Here is a 21303-nt window from a genome sequence, read left to right as displayed (position 1 = left end):
CCCCTCACCTGTCCCGTTGGCGTTGAGCGGCGGAGCGCTTAATCGGCGATGGAAGCGACGACGCCGGCGCCGACGGTGCGGCCGCCCTCGCGGATGGCGAAGCGCAGCTTCTCCTCCATCGCCACCGGCACGATCAGCGTCACGTCCATGGTCACGTTGTCGCCCGGCATCACCATCTCGGTGCCTTCCGGCAGCTGCACCACCCCGGTCACGTCCGTGGTGCGGAAGTAGAACTGCGGCCGGTAGTTGGTGAAGAACGGCGTGTGCCGGCCGCCCTCCTCCTTGGTCAGGATGTAGGCCTCCGCCTTGAACTTGGTGTGCGGCTTCACCGATCCCGGCTTGCACACCACCTGCCCGCGCTCCACGTCCTCGCGCTTGGTGCCGCGCAACAGCACGCCCACGTTGTCGCCGGCCTGGCCCTGGTCCAGCAGCTTGCGGAACATCTCGACGCCGGTCACCGTCGTCTTGGTGGTCGGACGGATGCCGACGATCTCGACCTCCTCGCCCACCTTGATCACCCCGCGCTCCACCCGGCCCGTCACCACCGTGCCGCGGCCCGAGATCGAGAACACGTCCTCGATCGGCATCAGGAACGGCAGGTCGATCGGCCGCTCCGGCTGCGGGATGTAGCTGTCGACGTGGCTCATCAGCTCCAGGATCGCGTCGTGCCCGATCTTCGGCTCCCGGTTCTCCAGCGCGCACAACGCCGAGCCCTTCACGATCGGGATGTCGTCGCCCGGGAAGTCGTACTTCGACAAAAGCTCGCGCACCTCAAGCTCGACCAGATCCAAAAGCTCCGGATCGTCCACCATGTCGACCTTGTTCATGAACACCACCAGCGCCGGCACGCCCACCTGGCGGGCCAGCAGGATGTGCTCGCGCGTCTGCGGCATCGGCCCGTCCGCGGCCGACACCACCAGGATCGCCCCGTCCATCTGCGCCGCGCCCGTGATCATGTTCTTCACGTAGTCGGCGTGCCCGGGGCAGTCCACGTGCGCGTAGTGCCGGTTCTGCGTCTCGTACTCCACGTGCGCCGTCGAGATCGTGATCCCGCGCGCCTTCTCCTCCGGCGCCTTGTCGATCTGGTCGTAGGCCGTGAAGGTGGCGCCGCCCGTCTCCGCCAGCACCTTCGTGATCGCCGCCGTCAGAGACGTCTTGCCGTGGTCAACGTGCCCGATCGTCCCGATGTTGCAGTGCGGCTTCGTCCGCGAAAACTTTTCCTTGGCCATGGCCAGTCTCCGTAACGGTCTGATGTGAGGGGTCGGGCTGCGCTAAAGAAGCGCGTCAGGCCCTGTCATCGTCCGGACGCCCGGCCGCTTGAGCGGCCGGGGCCCTCGGTTCGTCGTCAGGCGTACTTCGCCACCACCTTCTCGGCCTCGCCGCGCGGGACCTCCTCGTAGTGGTCGAACTGCATCGTGAAGTTTGCACGCCCCTGGGTGAAGGAGCGGAGCTGGTTCACGTAGCCGAACATGTTGGCGAGCGGCACCATCGCGTTGATGACGGTGGCGTTGCCGCGCATGTCCTGGCCCTGGATCTGGCCGCGCCGGGAGTTCAGGTCGCCGATGACCGAGCCGGTGTAATCCTCGGGGGTCACGACCTCGACCTTCATCACCGGCTCGAGCAGGACCGAGCCGCCCTTCTGCAGCGCCTCGCGGAGCGCGGCCCGCGAAGCGATCTCGAAGGCGAGCGCCGAGGAGTCGACCTCGTGGTAGGCGCCGTCGATCAGCTCCACCTTGATGTCGACCACCGGGAAGCCCGCCAGGATGCCGGCGGTCATCACGCTCTGGAGGCCCTTCTCGACGCCCGGGATGTACTCCTTGGGCACCGCGCCGCCGACGATCTTCGACTCGAACGAGTAACCGGCGCCCGGCTCGTTCGGCTCGACCACCAGCTTCACCCGCGCGAACTGACCGGTGCCGCCGGTCTGCTTCTTGTGGGTGTAGTCCACCTCGGTGCGGCGGGTCAGCTTCTCCCGGTACGCCACCTGCGGCTGGCCGATATTGGCCTCGACCTTGTAGGTGCGCTTCAGGATGTCGACCTTGATGTCGAGGTGGAGCTCGCCCATCCCCTTGAGGATGGTCTGGCCGGATTCCGGATCGGTCGAGACGCGGAAGGACGGATCCTCGGCGGCGAGCTTCGAGAGCGCGATGCCGAGCTTCTCCTGGTCCGCCTTGGACTTCGGCTCGACCGCGATCTCGATGACCGGCTCGGGGAACTCCATCTTCTCCAGGATCACGGCCTTGTTCGGATCGCAGAGGGTATCGCCCGTGCGGGTGTCCTTCAGGCCGGCGAGCGCGACAATGTCGCCCGCATAGGCCTCCTTGATGTCCTCGCGGTTGTTGGCGTGCATCAGCAGCATGCGGCCGACGCGCTCGCGCTTGTCGCGGGTCGAGTTCAGGAGGTTCGCACCCGACTCCACCTTGCCCGAGTAGATGCGGCAGAAGGTGATCGTGCCGACATGCGGGTCGTCCATGATCTTGAAGGCGAGCATGGAGAACGGATCGCTGTCGGAGGGCTTCCGGACGACCTCTTCCTCGGTCTTGTAGTCGATGCCCTTGATCTCGCCGCGATCAGCGGGCGAGGGGAGGTAGTCGACGACGGCGTCGAGGAGGGGCTGCACGCCCTTGTTCTTGAAGGCCGAGCCGCAGAGCACCGGGTGGAAGGCGCGCCGCTGCACCGCAACGCGCACGAGCTTGCGCAGCGTGGCCTCGTCCGGCTCGACGCCGTCGAGATAGGCGGCCATGGCGTCGTCATCCAGCTCGACGCAGGCTTCGATGAGCTTGGTGCGGTACTCCGCTGCCTGCTCGGCGAGGTCGGCCGGGATCTCCTCCTCGGAGAAGCTCGCGCCGAGCGCCTCGCCCGACCAGATGATCGCCTTCATCTTGATCAGGTCGACCACGCCGCGGAAGCTGCTCTCCGCGCCGACGGGCAGTTGCAGGCAGACCGGCTTGCCGGCCACGCGGTCGATGATGTCGGCGACGCACTTGAAGAAGTCGGCGCCGATCTTGTCCATCTTGTTGACGAAGACGACGCGCGGCACGTCGTACTTGTCGGCCTGGCGCCAGACGGTCTCGGTCTGGGGCTCGACACCCTGGTTGCCGTCGAGCACGCAGACGGCGCCGTCGAGCACGCGAAGCGAGCGCTCCACCTCGATGGTGAAGTCGACGTGGCCGGGGGTGTCGATGATGTTCAGGCGCTTGTCGCGCCAGAAGCAGGTGGTCGCAGCCGAGGTGATCGTGATGCCACGCTCCTGCTCCTGCTCCATCCAGTCCATGGTGGCGGCGCCCTCATGGACCTCGCCGATCTTGTGGGACTTGCCGGTGTAGTAGAGGATCCGCTCGGTCGTCGTGGTCTTGCCGGCATCAATGTGCGCCATGATGCCGAAGTTGCGGTAGTCCTCGATCGCATGCGTGCGGGGCATCGGGGGGCTCCTGAAAGCGAGAGACCGCGGGTCTTACCAGCGGTAATGCGAGAAGGCGCGGTTGGCCTCGGCCATCCGGTGTGTGTCTTCCCGCTTCTTGACGGCGGCGCCGCGGTTGTTGGCGGCATCGAGGAGTTCGGCGGAGAGGCGCTCGACCATGGTGCGGTCGTTGCGCGAGCGCGCGGCCTGGATCAGCCAGCGGATGGCCAGGGCTTGGCGGCGCTCGTGACGGACCTCCACCGGCACTTGGTAGGTGGCGCCGCCGACGCGCCGCGAACGCACCTCGATCGCCGGGGCGACGTTGTCGAGGGCGGCGCGGAACACCTCGATCGGGTTCACGCGGGCGCGGCTCTCGATGATGTCGAAGGCGCCGTAGACGATGCTCTCGGCGACCGACTTCTTGCCCTCATACATGACCGAGTTCATGAACTTGGTCAGCACGACGTCGCCATACTTGGCGTCCGGGATGATCTGGCGCTTCTCGGCAGAGTGGCGGCGGGACATCGCACGCTTCCTTCAGGTCTCAAATACGATCTGGTACGCCCCGCGCAGGCCGCCTTGAGCTTGTTCAAGGCCGGCGGCATCCTTGCGGGGCAGGCGATAAGGAACTCGAGGCGACGCTTACTTCGGACGCTTCGCGCCGTACTTCGAGCGGCGCTGCTTGCGGTTCTTGACGCCCTGGGTGTCCAGCACGCCGCGCAGGATGTGGTAGCGCACGCCGGGCAAGTCCTTCACGCGGCCGCCGCGGATCATGACCACCGAGTGCTCCTGGAGGTTATGGCCCTCGCCCGGGATGTAGCCGATCACCTCGAAGCCGTTGGTCAGGCGGACCTTGGCCACCTTGCGCAGCGCCGAGTTCGGCTTCTTCGGGGTGGTGGTGTAGACGCGGGTGCAGACGCCGCGCTTTTGCGGGCAAGCCTCGAGGGCCGGCACCTTGTTGCGGCTCTTCTGGATCTTCCGCGGATTGGCGATCAGCTGGTTGATCGTCGGCATGCCATTCCTCTCACAACGCATCGCCGTCCGGGGCGACCGTCAAATTCAATCTCGTCCGGGCGGACCGGCGCTGGACATACAGCAACGCAAATCGCGCCCCAGGCTGCTGTCCAGCCTTTGGCGCGCCATGCGAGCAGAGGACCACCGGAGCGAAGCCCCCGCGGTCATGCCGGTCTGACACGTGTCAGTCGGTTTGAAGTTCGGTCGCGTTTAGGCGGCGTGGATCGAGGCTCTTGGGGCACGTCGATCAGCTGCCGCCTACGGCCAGCCGTTCAGTGGGGTGCGTCCTAGTCCGTGGGAGGCGCGGTGTCAAGCCTTTATGGCCGGCCTCCGCGCCGTCGCCGGCCACCCGCCCCGAACAGGAAGGGGCCGGCGCCGCCTCTCGGCGGCGCCGGCCCCGTCTCTCGTGCCGAACTGCCCTCGCCTATTCGGCGGCGGGCAGTTCCGGCAGGGCCGCCCCGCTCTCGGCGGCCTTCTGGGCCATGATCAGGTCGTCGCGGCGGCGCGCGATCGACTTGATATCGGCGATCATCGCACCCGTGCCGGCCGGGATCAGCGAGCCGACGATCACGTTCTCCTTCAGGCCCTCCAGCGTGTCGACCTTGCCGTTGACCGCCGCCTCGGTGAGGACGCGGGTGGTCTCCTGGAACGAGGCCGCCGAGATGAAGGAGCGGGTCTGCAGCGAGGCCTTGGTGATGCCGAGCAGGACGGGAACGCCCTGCACCGGCTTCTTGCCCTCGGCGATCAGCTGCTCGTTGATCTCCTGCAGCTCCGTCCGGTCGATCTGATCGCCGGTGAGGATCTCCGAATCGCCGCTATCGGTGATCTCCACTTTCTGCAGCATCTGACGGACGATCACCTCGATGTGCTTGTCGTTGATCGACACGCCCTGCAGCCGGTAGACCTCCTGGATCTCGTTGACGAGGTAGGCGGCGAGCTCCTCCACGCCCTTGATCGCCAGGATGTCGTGCGGCGCCGGGTTCCCGTCGACGATGAAGTCGCCGATCTCGACCACGTCCCCATCCTGCAGGTGGATGTGCTTGCCCTTGGGGATCAGGTACTCGACCGGCTCCGACCCGTCATGCGGGGTGAGCGTCAGGCGGCGCTTGTTCTTGTAGTCGCGCCCGAACGAGATCGTGCCCGACTTCTCGGCGATGATGGCGGCGTCCTTCGGGCGCCGCGCCTCGAACAGCTCCGCCACCCGCGGCAGACCGCCGGTGATGTCGCGGGTCTTGGCGCTCTCGGTCGAGACGCGGGCCAGGATGTCGCCGGCCTTGACCCGGGCGCCCGGATCCACGCCGATGATCGCGTCCACAGGCAGCAGGGCGCGGGCGTCGGAGCCGCGGGGCAGCTTCTGCACCTTGCCGGTCTGGTCGTGGATGGCGATCGCCGGACGCAGGTCGGCGGTGCGCGCCGAGCCCCGCCAGTCGATGACGACGCGCTTGGCGATGCCGGTCGACTCGTCGGTGGTCTCGGTGATCGACTGGCCGTCGATCAGGTCCTCGTAGGCGACGATGCCGTCCACCTCGGTCAGGATCGGCCGGGTGTAGGGGTCCCACTCGGCGATGCGCTGGCCGCGCTTGATCTGGTCGCCCTCGTCGACCCGCACGCGGGCACCGTATTGCAGGCGGTGGACCGCCCGCTCGGTGCCGTCCGGCCCGACGATCACCACGGCCACGTTGCGGCCGATGGCGACGAGGTCGCCGTCCGAGTTGCGGGCGAGGCCGCGGTTGCGGATCCTCACCGTGCCCTCGAAGCTCGACTCGATGAAGGACGAATCCGCGATCTGAGCCGCGCCGCCGATGTGGAAGGTCCGCATCGTGAGCTGCGTGCCCGGCTCGCCGATCGACTGCGCCGCGATGACGCCGACGGCCTCGCCCTGGTTGACGGGCGTGCCGCGGGCGAGGTCGCGCCCGTAGCAGGTGGCGCAGACGCCGTTCTTCGTGGCGCAGACCAGCACCGAGCGGATCTTCACCTCCTGGATGCCGGCCTTGCTGATGGCCTCCAGGTGGCGCTCCTCGATCATCTGGCCCTTCGGCACGATGATTGTGCCGTCCGGCGCGACCAGATCCTCGGCCGTGGCGCGGCCGAGAATGCGGGTCGCGAGGGTGGCCACGACCTGACCCGCATCGATGATTGCCCGCATGCGGATGCCGTTCTCGGTGCCGCAATCCACCTCGCGGATGACGGCGTCCTGCGCCACGTCGACGAGGCGGCGGGTCAGGTAGCCCGAGTTCGCGGTCTTCAGGGCGGTGTCGGCGAGGCCCTTGCGGGCGCCGTGCGTCGAGTTGAAGTACTCGAGCACGTCCAGACCTTCCTTGAAGTTCGAGATGATCGGGCTCTCGATGATCTCGCCCGAGGGCTTGGCCATCAGGCCGCGCATCGCCGCGAGCTGCTTCATCTGCGCCGGCGAGCCACGGGCGCCGGAGTGGCTCATCATGTAGATCGAGTTGACCTGCTTGTCGGCGCCGTTCTCGTCCTTCTGCACCGACGAGATCCGGTTCATCATCTCGCTGGCGAGCCGGTCCGAGCACTTCGCCCAGGCGTCCACGACCTTGTTGTACTTCTCACCCTGGGTGATCAGGCCGTCCTGGTACTGCTGCTCGTAATCCTTCACGAGCGCGCGGGTCTCGTCGACGATCGACCACTTGTTCTCCGGCACCACCATGTCGTCCTTGCCGAACGAGATGCCGGCCTTGAAGGCGTGGCTGAAGCCGAGGCCCATGATGCGGTCGCAGAAGATCACCGACTCCTTCTGACCGCAATGGCGGTAGACGATGTCGATCATCGCCGAGATCTCCTTCTTGGTCATCAGCTTGTTGACGACGTCGAAGGGGACCTTGGGGTGGCGCGGCAGCACGCTGGAGAGGATGACGCGGCCCGGCGTGGTGTCGTAGGTGCGCGAGATCTCCTCGCCGTCCGGGCCGAGGCCCTTCCAGCGCCACTTGATCCTGGAATGCAGCGTGACCGCCCGCGAGGCCAGCGCGTGCTCCAGCTCGCCGAAATCGCCGTAGACGCCCTGCATCGGGTTCTGCGGGTTGTTCGGCTTGTACTCGCCCGGCGCGCCGTCGGCGACGATGGACAGGTAGTAGAGCCCGAGCACGATGTCCTGCGAGGGCACGATGATCGGCGCGCCGTTCGCCGGGTGCAGGATGTTGTTCGTCGACATCATCAGCACGCGCGCTTCCAGCTGCGCTTCGAGCGACAGCGGGACGTGCACGGCCATCTGGTCGCCGTCGAAATCCGCATTGAAGGCGGCGCAGACCAGCGGGTGGAGCTGGATCGCCTTGCCCTCGATCAGCTTCGGCTCGAAGGCCTGGATGCCGAGGCGGTGGAGCGTCGGCGCGCGGTTCAGCATCACCGGGTGCTCGCGGATCACCTCGTCGAGGATGTCCCAGACCTCCGGCTTCTCCTTCTCCACCAGCTTCTTGGCCTGCTTCACCGTGGCGGAGAAGCCCTTGGCGTCGAGGCGCGCGTAGATGAAGGGCTTGAACAGTTCGAGCGCCATCTTCTTGGGCAGCCCGCACTGATGCAGCTTGAGCTCGGGACCGACCACGATGACCGAGCGGCCCGAATAGTCGACGCGCTTGCCGAGCAGGTTCTGGCGGAACCGGCCCTGCTTGCCCTTCAGCATGTCGGCGAGCGACTTCAGCGGGCGCTTGTTGGCGCCCGTGATGACGCGGCCGCGGCGGCCGTTGTCGAACAGGGCGTCGACGGCCTCCTGCAGCATCCGCTTCTCGTTGCGGATGATGATGTCCGGCGCGCGCAGCTCGATCAGCCGCTTCAGGCGGTTGTTGCGGTTGATGACGCGGCGGTAGAGATCGTTGAGGTCCGAGGTCGCGAAGCGGCCGCCGTCGAGGGGCACGAGCGGGCGCAGATCCGGCGGGATCACCGGCACGACCGTCAGGATCATCCATTCCGGCCGGTTGCCCGACATCTGGAACGCCTCGATGATCTTGAGGCGCTTCAGGAGCTTCTTGGGCTTCAGGTCGGAGGTGGTAGTGGCGATCTCCTGGCGCAGGTCCGCCGCGATCTTCTCCAGGTTGAGGTCCTGGAGGATGCGCCGGATCGCTTCCGCACCGATCATCGCGGTGAAGCTGTCCTCGCCGTACTCCTCCTGCGCGCGCAGGTACTCCTCCTCCGAGAGGAGCTGACGCTCCTTCAGCGGCGTGAGACCCGGCTCGATGACGACGTAGGACTCGAAGTAGAGGATGCGCTCCAGGTCCTTGAGCGCCATGTCGAGCAGCAGGCCGATGCGGCTCGGCAGCGACTTCAGGAACCAGATATGCGCGACCGGCGCGGCGAGCTCGATATGGCCCATGCGGTCGCGCCGCACCCGCGCCAGCGTCACCTCGACGCCGCACTTCTCGCAGATCACGCCCTTGTACTTCATGCGCTTGTACTTGCCGCACAAGCACTCGTAATCCTTGATCGGCCCGAAGATCCGCGCGCAGAACAGACCGTCCCGCTCGGGCTTGAAGGTGCGGTAGTTGATCGTCTCCGGCTTCTTGATCTCGCCGTAGGACCAGGACAGGATCTTCTCAGGCGACGAGATCGAGATCTTGATCTGGTCGAAGCTCTGAGGCTGAGCCTGCTGGTTGAAAAGATTCATGACCTCTTGGTTCATGATCATCTCCTTGAAGCGGACGGAACGCCCCTTTGGGCCGGTGGGGCGAGCGTCGCGCTTGAAATCCGTGAAGGCGTCGGGCGTCCGGACGAAGCGGCGGGCCTCGTCCGGAAGCGGGAAGCGGGCGCGCCGACGCGGGAGCGATCCCGCGGCGCGCCCGCATCATCGGGGCGGTCCTTACTCGGCAGCCTCCGGCGGCGCTTCGAGCTGGTCGTTGGCCGCGCGCTTGGAGGAGATCAGCTCGACGTTGAGCCCGAGCGAGCGCATCTCCTTCACCAGCACGTTGAAGCTCTCGGGGATACCCGCCTCGAAGGTGTCGTCCCCGCGCACGATGGCTTCGTAGACCTTGGTGCGGCCGGCGACGTCGTCCGACTTGACGGTGAGCATCTCCTGCAGGGTGTAGGCCGCCCCGTAGGCTTCGAGCGCCCACACCTCCATCTCGCCGAAGCGCTGGCCGCCGAACTGCGCCTTGCCGCCCAGCGGCTGCTGGGTGACGAGGGAGTAGGGACCGATGGAGCGCGCGTGGATCTTGTCGTCCACGAGATGGTGCAGCTTCAGCATGTAGATGTAGCCCACCGTGACCTTGCGGTCGAAGGGCTCGCCGGTGCGCCCGTCATAGAGCGTCGACTGCCCCGAGCGGTCGAGCCCGGCCATCTCCAGCATCGCCTCGATGTCGGCCTCCTTGGCGCCGTTGAAGACCGGCGTCGCCATCGGCACGCCGCGGCGCAGGTTGTTGCCGATCTCGGCGAGGTCCTGGTCGGACAGGCCGTCGAGCTCCGCCTCGCTGTAGATCCTGCGCATCTGCTCGCGCAGCGGCGTGGCGTCATGGCTGCGCAGATACGCATCCACCGCCTGCGCCACCTGGCGCCCGAGACCCGCGGCCGCCCAGCCGAGATGCGTCTCGAGGATCTGGCCGACATTCATGCGGCTCGGCACGCCGAGCGGGTTGAGCACGATGTCCGCATGCGTGCCGTCCTCCAGGAACGGCATGTCCTCGATCGGCACGATCCGGGACACCACGCCCTTGTTGCCGTGGCGGCCCGCCATCTTGTCGCCGGGCTGGATCTTGCGCTTCACCGCCACGAAGACCTTGACCATCTTCATGACGCCGGGGGGCAATTCGTCGCCGCGCTGCAGCTTCTCGACCTTGTCGAGGAAGCGCTGCTCCAGCCGCTTCTTCGACTCGTCGTACTGCTTCTGCATCGCCTCGATCTCGGTCATCAGACGATCGTCGACGACCGCGAACTGCCACCATTGCGAGCGGGGATAGTCGGCCAGGCCCTCGCGGGTGAGAACCGTGTCCTTCTTGAACCCCTTCGGGCCGGCGACCGGGGCCTGCCCCACCAGCACGTCGGCGAGACGCGCATAGGTGTTGCGGTCGAGGATCGCCTGTTCGTCGTCCCGGTCCTTGGCGAGACGCTCGATCTCCTCGCGCTCGATGGCCTGGGCGCGCTCGTCCTTGTCGACCCCGTGCCGGTTGAACACCCGCACCTCGACGATGGTGCCGGTGACGCCCGGGGGCACCCGCAGCGAGGTGTCGCGGACGTCCGACGCCTTCTCGCCGAAGATGGCGCGGAGCAGCTTCTCCTCCGGCGTCATCGGGCTCTCGCCCTTCGGCGTGATCTTGCCGACCAGGATGTCGCCCGCGTGGACCTCGGCCCCGATATAGACGATGCCGGCCTCGTCGAGGTTCTTGAGCGCCTCCTCCGAGACGTTCGGGATGTCGCGGGTGATCTCCTCCGGCCCGAGCTTGGTGTCGCGGGCCATCACCTCGAACTCCTCGATATGGATCGAGGTGAACACGTCATCCTTCACGATCCGCTCGGAGAGCAGGATCGAATCCTCGAAGTTGTAGCCGTTCCACGGCATGAACGCGACGAGCACGTTGCGGCCGAGCGCCAGCTCGCCGAACTCGGTCGAGGGACCGTCGGCGATGATGTCGCCCTTGCCCACCTGCTCGCCCACCCGCACCAGCGGCTTCTGCGTGATGCAGGTCGACTGGTTCGAGCGCTGGAACTTCTGCAGCCGGTAGATGTCGACGCCCGGCTTGGTCGGGTCGGTCTCCTCGGTGGCGCGGATGACGATGCGGGTGGCGTCCACCTGATCGACGATGCCGCTGCGCCGCGCCGCGATGGCCGCGCCCGAATCGCGGGCGACCACCGACTCCATGCCGGTGCCGACGAAGGGCGCGTCGGCCCGCACCAGCGGCACCGCTTGGCGCTGCATGTTCGAGCCCATGAGGGCGCGGTTGGCGTCGTCGTTCTCCAGGAACGGGATCAGCGCCGCGGCGACCGACACGAGCTGCTTGGGCGACACGTCCATCAGGTCGACCCGGTCGGGGGCGACCACGATGACCTCGCCGGCGCGGCGGCAGACCACGAGATCCTCCGTCAGGCGGCGGTTCTCGTCCATCGCGGCGCTCGCCTGCGCCACGTAGTAGCGCGCCTCCTCCATGGCCGAGAGGTAGACCACCTCGTCGGTCACGACGCCGTTCTTCACGCGGCGGAACGGGGTCTCGATGAAGCCGTACTTGTTCACCCGCGCGAAGGTGGCGAGCGAGTTGATGAGGCCGATATTCGGGCCTTCCGGCGTCTCGATCGGGCAGATGCGGCCGTAATGGGTCGGATGCACGTCGCGCACCTCGAAGCCGGCGCGCTCGCGGGTCAGACCGCCCGGGCCGAGAGCCGACAGGCGGCGCTTATGCGTCACCTCGGAGAGCGGGTTGGTCTGGTCCATGAACTGCGAGAGCTGCGACGAGCCGAAGAACTCGCGCACCGCCGCCGCCGCGGGCTTCGCGTTGATGAGGTCCTGCGGCATCACGGTGTCGATGTCGACGGACGACATGCGCTCCTTGATGGCACGCTCCATGCGCAGGAGGCCCAGACGGTACTGGTTCTCCATGAGCTCGCCGACCGAGCGCACGCGGCGGTTGCCCAGATGGTCGATGTCGTCGATCTCGCCCTTGCCGTCGCGCAGATCCACCAGCGCCTTGACGACCGCGAGCATGTCGTCGCGGCGCAGCGTCCGCATCGTGTCGGGCGCGTCGAGGTCGAGGCGCATGTTCATCTTCACGCGGCCGACGGCCGAGAGGTCGTAGCGCTCGGCGTCGAAGAACAGCGAGTGGAACATCGCCTCGGCGGTGTCGAGCGTCGGCGGCTCGCCCGGGCGCATCACCCGGTAGATGTCGAACAGCGCGCCCTCGCGGTTCGAGTTCTTGTCCACCGCGAGCGTGTTGCGGATGTAGGGGCCGACATTGACGTGGTCGATGTCGAGCACCGGGATCTCCTCGATCCCGACATCGGCGAGCCCCTTCAGCAGCTTCTCGCTGATCTCGTCGCCCGCCTCCGCGTAGATCTCGCCGGTCTTGTAGTTGACCATGTCCTCGGCGATGTACTGGCCGATCAGGTCCTCGTCGGTGGCGCGCAGGGCGGTGACGCCCTTCTCGGCGATCTGCCGGGCGGACCGGGCGGTCAGCTTCTTGCCGGCCTCCAGCACCACCTCGCCCGAATCGGCGTCGATGAGGTCCGTCGAGGCCTTGAAGCCCTTCAGGCGCTCGGCGTCGTAGGGCACGCGCCAATCCGCGCCGTCGCGGGTGTAGCTGATGCGGTTGTAGAAGGTGGACAGGATCTCCTCGCCGTCGAGGCCGAGGGCGAACAGCAGCGAGGTGACCGGGATCTTCCGCTTCCGGTCGATGCGCGCATAGACGATGTCCTTGGCGTCGAACTCCACGTCGAGCCAGGAGCCCCGGTAGGGGATGATGCGCGCAGCGAACAGGAGCTTGCCCGAGGAATGGGTCTTGCCCTTGTCGTGGTCGAAGAAGACGCCCGGCGAGCGGTGCATCTGCGAGACGATCACGCGCTCGGTGCCGTTGACGATGAAGGTGCCGTTCTCCGTCATCAGGGGCATGTCGCCCATGTAGACGTCCTGCTCCTTGATGTCCTTGACCGACTTGGCGCCGGTATCCGGATCGACATCGAACACGATGAGGCGCAGCGTCACCTTCAGCGGGGCGGCGAAGGTGATGCCCCGCTGCCGGCACTCGTCGACATCGTATTTCGGCGCCTCGAAGGTGTACTTCACGAACTCGAGCAGCGCGGTCGAGGAGAAGTCGGAGATCGGGAAGACGGACTTGAAGACCGATTGCAATCCTTCGTCAGGACGGCCGCCCTCGGGCTCGTCCACCATCAGGAACTGGTCGTAGGACGCCTTCTGGACCTCGATGAGGTTCGGCATCTCGGCGACTTCCCGGATCTTGCCGAAGAACTTGCGAATGCGCTTGCGACCGACCAGCGTGTTGGCCATAGGTGACCTCGCTCCTCATCCACCGCGTCACGGGCCCGGAGGGACGCGGGGGACCCCTCCCGTGGGACCCTTGCCGCATCGACCTCGCCCGGCCGGACCGCCCGCGGCGATCCTCACCCGAACGGAAACATATGGGGATCCATGCCCAGGATCCCGAGGGGGCGCCGAAGCGGCAGGCACTTCGCCGGAAAACGCTCTAGCCCGCGGGCGCGGGCCCGCGGGCTGGAGGGGCGGCCGCGGCGCACCGACGTGAGCCGGCGGCCGCGACGCGGGTTGCGGGCCTCTAAGGCCCGCATCGCCTTACTTGAGCTCGACCTTGGCGCCGGCCTTCTCGAGCTGGGCCTTGATCTTCTCGGCCTCGTCCTTGGCCACGGACTCCTTGACCGGCTTCGGAGCGCCCTCGACGAGGTCCTTGGCCTCCTTGAGGCCGAGGCCGGTGATCGCGCGGACCTCCTTGATGACCTCGATCTTCTTGTCGCCGGCGCCAGCCAGGACGACGGTGAACTCGGTCTTCTCCTCGACGGCCGGAGCGGCAGCGCCACCCGCGGCCGGGCCGGCGGCCACGGCGACGGCGGCGGCGGCCGAGACGCCCCACTTCTCCTCGAGCATCTTCGCGAGCTCGGCGGCCTCGAGGACGGTCAGGGACGACAGGTCGTCGACGAGCTTGGCAAGATCAGCCATTTCCAGTTCCTGCGTGTTGTCGGTTTGAACGTTTGAGTGTGAAAGCGAAGAGCCGTCAGGCGGCCTCATCCGTCTTGGCACTGTCGGCATAGGCCCCGAACACGCGGGCGAGCTTGGCCGCCGGCGCGTTGACGACCTGAGCGATCTTGGTCGCGGGAGCCTGCACGAGGCCCACGATCTTGGCGCGCAGTTCGTCCAGGGACGGCAGCGTGGCCAGGGCCTTCACGCCGTCCGGGTTCAGGGCCGTCGCGCCCATGGCGCCGCCGAGGATCACGAGCTTGTCGTTGGCCTTGGCGAAATCCACCGCCACCTTCGCGGCCGCGACCGGATCGCTCGAATAGGCGAGCAGGGTCGGACCCTTCAGGAGGGGCTTGATGGAGGCGACGTCCGTGCCATCGAGAGCGATGTTCGCGAGGCGATTCTTCGCGACCTTCACGGTGGCGCCGGCCTGCTTCATCTGCGAGCGCAGCTTCTGCATGTCGGCGACCGTGAGGCCCTTGTAGTGGGCCACGACGACCAGCGAGGTGGTGGAAAACACCCCGTTGAGCGTCGCGACGAGATCAGCCTTTGCTGCTCTGTCCACCGGGCTCTCTCCGGTTGGCGGAACCGGGATCGGTCCCGCCGGTTGCGTTTGCCGCCCACGCGTGAGCCTTGGGTAGAAGACCGCGGCGGCGCGAGCGACGCTTCACGGCCCTGTCCCCGGTCCGGCGGCGGATGCCGACGCCCCGGGCGAGATGGTTCAAACCGACGTCCTGCCCGCCCACGAGGGTGGCCGGGACGGTGAAACTCGGTCTTCCCCGTCTGTGCAGGCTTGGCGATTAAGCCGGCGAGCCGGCGCCTGCAGTCTCGGACAGGACATGGCCGGACGGGGCGCGAGGGGAGACCCCCTTGAGCCCGCCGGCCATTCGTCACCCGGTCTCCCGGGGACGTCTCGTCAGGCCACGACCAATCGGCCGAGTCCCTTCAATGGTGTGAAAACGTGGAGCGCGGTCTATAGCGGCGTGCAAGCGCCCTGCCAAGTGTCCGGATGAGGATATTCGGTCGCAGGGGACACCTCCCCTCGCCCCGGGGCGAGGGGGGATCGCACGCCGTCCGCGGCCGGCCCGGCGGCAAACCTCAAGCCGCCTTGCGCTCCGGACGTCGCCGCCACCAGCCGCCGCTGCGGCCACCGCTCTGCTCCACGGCCTTCGTCGCATAGAAGGAGGCGTTCTGCTCGCCGCGCAGGGCCTCCCGGGTGAAGCGGATCAGGTGATGGGCGACGAAGCCCATGTTGAACACCGCCTCGATCTGGCCGCGCCGCAGCGCATAGCCCGCCGCCCGCCAGAACGCCCGCCGGTAGTCGGACAAGAGCCCCACCCGCAGCGCGATGTTGAAGCCGAGGACGAGCCCGCGGCGCAGATTGGCGCGGGTGAGCCGGGTCTTGGCCGGGGTCTCGATCCGGCGGCTATAGGTGTGGTCGATCTGGTGGCGGAAGCGGTCGAAGAGCCGCTCGGGCGCATAGGCGTGGGCAATGGCCCGGCGCCAGCTCGCCACCACCTCGTCGTGCGGCCGCAGGAAGCGGACGTTCGATTCGAGGCGCGGGTCGTCCACGAGGCGCCCCTCCCTGGCGAGCCGGTCCCACAGGGGCGTGCGCGGCAGCGCCTGGAGCAGGTTCATGGTGAGGACCGGCACCCTCGAGCGGTCGATGAAGGCGATCAGCCGCTCCTCGGATTCCGCCGTGTCGGTGTCGAGCCCGAGGATGATGCCCGAGGTCACCTCCAGCCCGTAGGAGTTCAGGGTCGCGATGCCCTCCAGCATCGGCACGGCGGCATTGTGCTGCTTGTCGATGCTCTTGAGCGCGTCGAGCTCCGGCGTCTCGATACCGACGAACACCGTGATGAAGTTGGCCTGCCGCATCAGCTCGAGGATCTCGGGCTGCTTGGCCATGTTGAGCGTGGCCTCGCAGGCGAACTGGAGCGGGTAGCCGTTCCGCTTCTGCCACTCCACGAGATGCGGCAGCATCTCCCGGGTGGCCTTGCGGTTGCCGATGAAGTTGTCGTCGACGAAGTATACCACCGCCGGGTGCCCGGGCTGGGCCACGATGGCGTCGAGTTCGGACAGGAGTTGCTCGGGCGTTTTCAGCCGCGGCTGGCGGCCGTAGAGGGCCGGGATGTCGCAGAACTCGCAGCGATAGGGGCAGCCCGAGGAGAATTGCAGCGAGCCGATCAGGTAGCGCTTGAGCGGCACCTGGTCATAGGCCGGGGCCGGGAAGTCGGCGAGGCCGAGCCGCTCCTTCGTCTCCAGCCGCACCTGGGCGGGCGGGCGGCCCGCATCGGCGTCGAGCCGGCGGATCAATTCGTCGGTGGCGTCGCCGATCTCGCCGATATGGAGGTAGTCGAAGCCCGGATACTGCTCGGGCGAGCCCGACACCGAGGGACCGCCCAGCACCGCGACCCGGCCCGCCGCATGGGCGCGCTCGGCGATGTCGCGGATCTGCGCGGCCTGGACGTGCATGCCGGAGACGAACACCGCATCCGCCCAGGCGAGATCCGCCGGGGTGGCCCGCCCGATGTTCTCGTCGATGAAGCGGACCTGCCAGGTCTCCGGCAGGTAGGCGGCGATCAGGAGGAGTCCCTGCGGCGGCATGAACGCCTTGACCCCGCCCATCAGCGGATAGGCGTGAGAGAAGGTGCCGAAGGACGGCGTGTAGGCGGGGAAGACGCAGAGAACGCGTCGCGTGGAGGAGACCGGGACGGTGCTACGCATGGCCTCCTATTTAGCACAGCGCTGCCGGAAGGCGCCCCCGGGATGCGGGATTTCCGCTCACGATCAGCCGAGCGGCGGGGGTGTTGGCGACAGCGAAAAGGCCCGCCCCGTTGCCGGAGCGGGCCTTTCGGACCGTCAGATTGGCGCCGGCGCTCAGGCCGTCGCGGCGGCGAGCACGCTCGCCGGGTCGACCTTGATGCCCGGGCCCATCGTCGAGGAGACGGCGATGCGCTGGATATAGGTGCCCTTGGCGCCCGAGGGCTTGGCCCTGGCCACCGCATCCGCGAAGGCGCGGGCGTTCTCGACGATCTTCTGATCGTCGAACGACACCTTGCCGATGCCGGCATGGACGATGCCGGCCTTCTCGACGCGGAACTCGACCGCGCCGCCCTTGGCGGCGCCGACCGCGCCCTTCACGTCCATGGTAACGGTGCCGACCTTCGGGTTCGGCATCAGGCCGCGCGGGCCCAGCACCTTACCGAGACGCCCGACGAGAGGCATCATGTCCGGGGTCGCGATGCAGCGGTCGAAGTTGATGGTGCCGCCCTGGATCGTCTCCAGGAGGTCCTCGGCGCCCACGATATCCGCGCCCGCCGCCTTGGCCTCGTCGGCCTTGGCGCCGCGGGCGAAGACCGCGACCCGCACCGTGCGGCCCGAACCGTTCGGCAGGTTGCAGACGCCGCGGACCATCTGGTCGGCGTGGCGCGGATCGACGCCGAGATTCATCGAGATCTCGAAGGTCTCGTCGAACTTGGCCTTCGCGCGCTCCTTGATGAGCTTCACCGCATCGGCGAGCGAGTAGACCTTGGTCGGGTCGATGCCCTCACGGGCGGCGCGGATGCGCTTGCCTTCACGTGCCATGACACCCTCCTCAGCCGGTGATCTCGAGACCCATGGCCCGGGCGGAGCCGCGGATCATGGCGACGGCGGCATCGACCGAATCGCAGTTCAGGTCGGGCATCTTCTTCTCGGCGATCTCGCGGATCTGCGCCTCGGTGACCTTGCCGGCGGGCGCGCCCTTGCCGGGGGTCTTCGAGCCGGAGGCCGGCTTCTTGCCGATCTTCAGCCCGGCCGCCTTCTTGAGGAAGAACGACACCGGCGGCTGCTTCATCTCGAAGGTGAAGGAGCGGTCCTGATACGCGGTGATGATCACCGGGATCGGGGTGCCCTTCTCGATCTGCGCGGTCTTCGCATTGAAGGCCTTGCAGAATTCCATGATGTTGAGGCCGCGCTGACCGAGCGCGGGGCCGATCGGCGGCGACGGATTGGCGGCGCCGGCCGGCACCTGAAGCTTCACGTAGCCCGTGATCTTCTTCGCCATGGGACTGCTCCCGTTGGTTGCCTGCCCTCCGGGCCGACGGCCGGCGGAGCGTGCGAGGCGGTTGCAGGTCGCGGTGCGGCCCGTCGGCCCCGGCGGCGAACCGGGCGGGCCTCCCGCGGGTGGAGACGAGCGGCGAAGGGCGGAGGGGCCTTAAAGCTCAAGGCCCCTCCGCCCTTCGCCGCCGCCAAACGTTCAGACCTTCTCGACCTGACCGTATTCGAGTTCGACCGGGGTCGCCCGGCCGAAGATGGAGACCGCCACCTTGAGGCGGGAGCGGCTCTCGTCGACCTCCTCCACGACGCCGTTGAACGACGCGAAGGGGCCGTCGGAGACGCGCACGGACTCGCCGACCTCGAAGGAGATCGACGCCTTCGGGCGCTCGGTGCCCTCGGCGACCTGGCCCTTGATGCGCTCGGCCTCGGCGTCCGGGATCGGCACCGGCTTCGACTTGTCGGCCCCAAGGAAGCCCGTGACCTTCGGGGTGTTCTTGATGAGGTGGTAGACCTCATCCGTGAGGTCGCACTTCACCAGCACGTAGCCCGGGAAGAACTTGCGCTCGGCATCGACCTTGCGGCCGCGGCGGACCTCCACGACCTTCTCGGTCGGGACCATCACCTCGTCGAACTTGTCGAGCAGGCCGCGCTGCGCGGCCTGGTCCTTGATCGACTGCGCGACCTTGTTCTCGAAGTTCGAGTAGGCGTGGACGATGTACCAACGCTTCGACACGACGTCTCTCTCCTCAGGCCCCGATCCCCAGGACCAGGGTCACGAGGTAGCGCAGCACCTGATCGACGACCACGAAGAACAGGCTCGCCAGCACCACCATGACGAAGACCATCAGGGTGGTGATCAGGGTCTCCTTCCGGGTCGGCCACGTGACCTTGCGGCCCTCGTCGCGCACCTGCTGCAGGAACTCGAACGGCCCGACGCGCTTCTGCGTGGGCCGGGCGGGCGGTGTCGGCGCCCCGCCTCCGCTGCCGCGGGGCGCAGGCGTGCCGCGGGCCGCATTGCGCCCGAGGTCCACTTTCTTGGTCGCTTCGTTCGATGCCATGGTCCGACAAACCGTCGCCGCTCGAAACCAACAGAGGCGCGGAGCCTGGACAACCCCCAAGCCCGCGCCGCCGCCCTGTTCGATCTGGGATGGCGATGCCTCTAGCGCAGTTGCGCGGGCTTGTCGATGGCCCTGCATGGCGGGGATGCGGCGGCCCGGCGACGGCGATGAGGGATATAGCATGCGGAGCGGCGATAAGTCAGTCCCGCGGTCCCTGGCAGGAGTGGAGGGACTCGAACCCCCAACCCCCGGTTTTGGAGACCGGTGCTCTGACCAGTTGAGCTACACTCCTGCGGCGCCGCAGCGCGACCGCTCCTTGCCGCATTGCCGGCCCGGATGCAAGAGGGATCATCACCCGCAAGGCCGGATCGGATGTCCGGGCCGCGGAACTCGGCCGGAGCCGGAGCCGGAACGCAAGCGGGGCGGACGCCTGCGGCGCCCGCCCCGCCCGAAAGGCCCGGATCCGAGATCCGGGCCCGCTGAGGTTCCGCTTAATCGGCGATGGAAGCGACGACGCCGGCGCCGACGGTGCGGCCGCCCTCGCGGATGGCGAAGCGCAGCTTCTCCTCCATCGCCACCGGCACGATCAGCGTCACGTCCATGGTCACGTTGTCGCCCGGCATCACCATCTCGGTGCCTTCCGGCAGCTGCACCACCCCGGTCACGTCCGTGGTGCGGAAGTAGAACTGCGGCCGGTAGTTGGTGAAGAACGGCGTGTGCCGGCCGCCCTCCTCCTTGGTCAGGATGTAGGCCTCCGCCTTGAACTTGGTGTGCGGCTTCACCGATCCCGGCTTGCACACCACCTGCCCGCGCTCCACGTCCTCGCGCTTGGTGCCGCGCAACAGCACGCCCACGTTGTCGCCGGCCTGGCCCTGGTCCAGCAGCTTGCGGAACATCTCGACGCCGGTCACCGTCGTCTTGGTGGTCGGACGGATGCCGACGATCTCGACCTCCTCGCCCACCTTGATCACCCCGCGCTCCACCCGGCCCGTCACCACCGTGCCGCGGCCCGAGATCGAGAACACGTCCTCGATCGGCATCAGGAACGGCAGGTCGATCGGCCGCTCCGGCTGCGGGATGTAGCTGTCGACGTGGCTCATCAGCTCCAGGATCGCGTCGTGCCCGATCTTCGGCTCCCGGTTCTCCAGCGCGCACAACGCCGAGCCCTTCACGATCGGGATGTCGTCGCCCGGGAAGTCGTACTTCGACAAAAGCTCGCGCACCTCAAGCTCGACCAGATCCAAAAGCTCCGGATCGTCCACCATGTCGACCTTGTTCATGAACACCACCAGCGCCGGCACGCCCACCTGGCGGGCCAGCAGGATGTGCTCGCGCGTCTGCGGCATCGGCCCGTCCGCGGCCGACACCACCAGGATCGCCCCGTCCATCTGCGCCGCGCCCGTGATCATGTTCTTCACGTAGTCGGCGTGCCCGGGGCAGTCCACGTGCGCGTAGTGCCGGTTCTGCGTCTCGTACTCCACGTGCGCCGTCGAGATCGTGATCCCGCGCGCCTTCTCCTCCGGCGCCTTGTCGATCTGGTCGTAGGCCGTGAAGGTGGCGCCGCCCGTCTCCGCCAGCACCTTCGTGATCGCCGCCGTCAGAGACGTCTTGCCGTGGTCAACGTGCCCGATCGTCCCGATGTTGCAGTGCGGCTTCGTCCGCGAAAACTTTTCCTTGGCCATATCCCTCACCTGCGGCAAGCCCGCCCACGACGTCACGAGCCGGGCGGAAGGCGCGGCCCGCTTAGAGGGTTAGCGTCGCGCGATCAAGCCCGCCCGTCCTCTCCCCCGCGCCTCGGGCCCACATTCTCACCCGCATTCCGCCATGCTACCTGAGCGGGACGAGCGGGATGGGAGGCGGGCCTCAGCCGTGATGGGGAATAGAACCGTCAAGGTCGTGATCAGCGGCCGCGTGCAGGGCGTGGGCTTCCGGGCCTGGACGCGCGGGGAGGCAGCGCGGCGCGGTCTGTCGGGGCATGTGCGCAACCGACCGGATGGGACCGTGGAGGCGCTCCTCGCCGGGCCGTCCGACGCGGTGGAGCAGATGATCGCGGCGCTCCGCGGCGGTCCCGTGGGCGCCCGCGTCACCGCCGTCGCGGTCGAGGCGGCGTCCGAGGCCCCGCCCGCCGGCTTCATCATCCTGCGCGGGTGAGGCCGGCGCGG

Annotated in this window: 15 protein-coding genes and 1 tRNA gene; 1 reads left to right on the top strand and 15 read right to left on the bottom strand. The window is 67.7% G+C overall.

The features are described 5' to 3' along the window. Positions 1–38: 38 nt before the first annotated feature. The 15 genes from tuf (MNOD_RS09205) to tuf (MNOD_RS09135) form a co-directional block, all read right to left on the bottom strand. A complete protein-coding gene (gene tuf, locus MNOD_RS09205; protein WP_015928572.1) occupies positions 39–1229 on the bottom strand; it encodes an elongation factor Tu in 1191 nt (396 codons plus the stop codon). Between the two features lie 116 nt (positions 1230–1345). Beyond that, a complete protein-coding gene (gene fusA, locus MNOD_RS09200; protein WP_015928585.1) occupies positions 1346–3421 on the bottom strand; it encodes an elongation factor G in 2076 nt (691 codons plus the stop codon). A gap of 33 nt (positions 3422–3454) precedes the next feature. Continuing rightward, positions 3455–3925, bottom strand: coding sequence for a 30S ribosomal protein S7 (rpsG, locus tag MNOD_RS09195; protein ID WP_015928584.1), 471 nt, complete (start codon positions 3923–3925; stop codon positions 3455–3457). Positions 3926–4042: 117 nt separating this feature from the next. After that, positions 4043–4414 (bottom strand): 30S ribosomal protein S12, encoded by a 372-nt coding sequence (rpsL, locus tag MNOD_RS09190; RefSeq protein WP_015928583.1) that lies wholly within the window; start codon positions 4412–4414, stop codon positions 4043–4045. 424 nt (positions 4415–4838) lie between these two features. Then, entirely contained in the window at positions 4839–9041 is a 4203-nt protein-coding gene (rpoC, locus tag MNOD_RS09185) for a DNA-directed RNA polymerase subunit beta' (RefSeq protein WP_015928582.1), read from the bottom strand. A 177-nt stretch (positions 9042–9218) separates the two neighbouring features. After that, positions 9219–13343, bottom strand: coding sequence for a DNA-directed RNA polymerase subunit beta (gene rpoB, locus MNOD_RS09180; protein ID WP_015928581.1), 4125 nt, complete (start codon positions 13341–13343; stop codon positions 9219–9221). 300 nt (positions 13344–13643) lie between these two features. Then, positions 13644–14024, bottom strand: coding sequence for a 50S ribosomal protein L7/L12 (gene rplL, locus MNOD_RS09175; RefSeq protein WP_015928579.1), 381 nt, complete (start codon positions 14022–14024; stop codon positions 13644–13646). A gap of 55 nt (positions 14025–14079) precedes the next feature. After that, on the bottom strand, positions 14080–14607 hold the full coding sequence (gene rplJ / locus MNOD_RS09170) for a 50S ribosomal protein L10 (protein WP_015928578.1): 528 nt from the start codon (positions 14605–14607) through the stop codon (positions 14080–14082). A gap of 533 nt (positions 14608–15140) precedes the next feature. Next, positions 15141–16769 carry a B12-binding domain-containing radical SAM protein gene (locus MNOD_RS09165; protein ID WP_015928577.1) on the bottom strand — a complete coding sequence of 543 codons (1629 nt, stop codon included), beginning with the start codon at positions 16767–16769 and terminating at the stop codon, positions 15141–15143. 153 nt (positions 16770–16922) lie between these two features. Continuing rightward, positions 16923–17630, bottom strand: coding sequence for a 50S ribosomal protein L1 (gene rplA, locus MNOD_RS09160; RefSeq protein ID WP_015928576.1), 708 nt, complete (start codon positions 17628–17630; stop codon positions 16923–16925). A gap of 10 nt (positions 17631–17640) precedes the next feature. Further along, positions 17641–18090 (bottom strand): 50S ribosomal protein L11, encoded by a 450-nt coding sequence (rplK, locus tag MNOD_RS09155; protein ID WP_015928575.1) that lies wholly within the window; start codon positions 18088–18090, stop codon positions 17641–17643. 192 nt (positions 18091–18282) lie between these two features. Beyond that, positions 18283–18816: a transcription termination/antitermination protein NusG gene (gene nusG / locus MNOD_RS09150; RefSeq protein WP_015928574.1), complete on the bottom strand. Its 534-nt coding sequence runs from the start codon at positions 18814–18816 to the stop codon at positions 18283–18285. A gap of 13 nt (positions 18817–18829) precedes the next feature. Continuing rightward, positions 18830–19141, bottom strand: coding sequence for a preprotein translocase subunit SecE (gene secE / locus MNOD_RS09145; RefSeq protein WP_015928573.1), 312 nt, complete (start codon positions 19139–19141; stop codon positions 18830–18832). 215 nt (positions 19142–19356) lie between these two features. Then, positions 19357–19433, bottom strand: a tRNA-Trp gene (locus MNOD_RS09140). A gap of 199 nt (positions 19434–19632) precedes the next feature. Further along, positions 19633–20823: an elongation factor Tu gene (gene tuf, locus MNOD_RS09135; protein ID WP_015928572.1), complete on the bottom strand. Its 1191-nt coding sequence runs from the start codon at positions 20821–20823 to the stop codon at positions 19633–19635. Positions 20824–21013: 190 nt separating this feature from the next. Between tuf (MNOD_RS09135) and MNOD_RS09130 the strand changes: the two genes are divergently transcribed. Continuing rightward, a complete protein-coding gene (locus MNOD_RS09130; protein ID WP_015928571.1) occupies positions 21014–21292 on the top strand; it encodes an acylphosphatase in 279 nt (92 codons plus the stop codon). Positions 21293–21303: the final 11 nt, after the last annotated feature.

Source organism: Methylobacterium nodulans ORS 2060, from assembly GCF_000022085.1.
Taxonomy (GTDB): Bacteria; Pseudomonadota; Alphaproteobacteria; order Rhizobiales; family Beijerinckiaceae; genus Methylobacterium; species Methylobacterium nodulans.
This window is presented reverse-complemented; position numbering and strand designations above follow the sequence as displayed.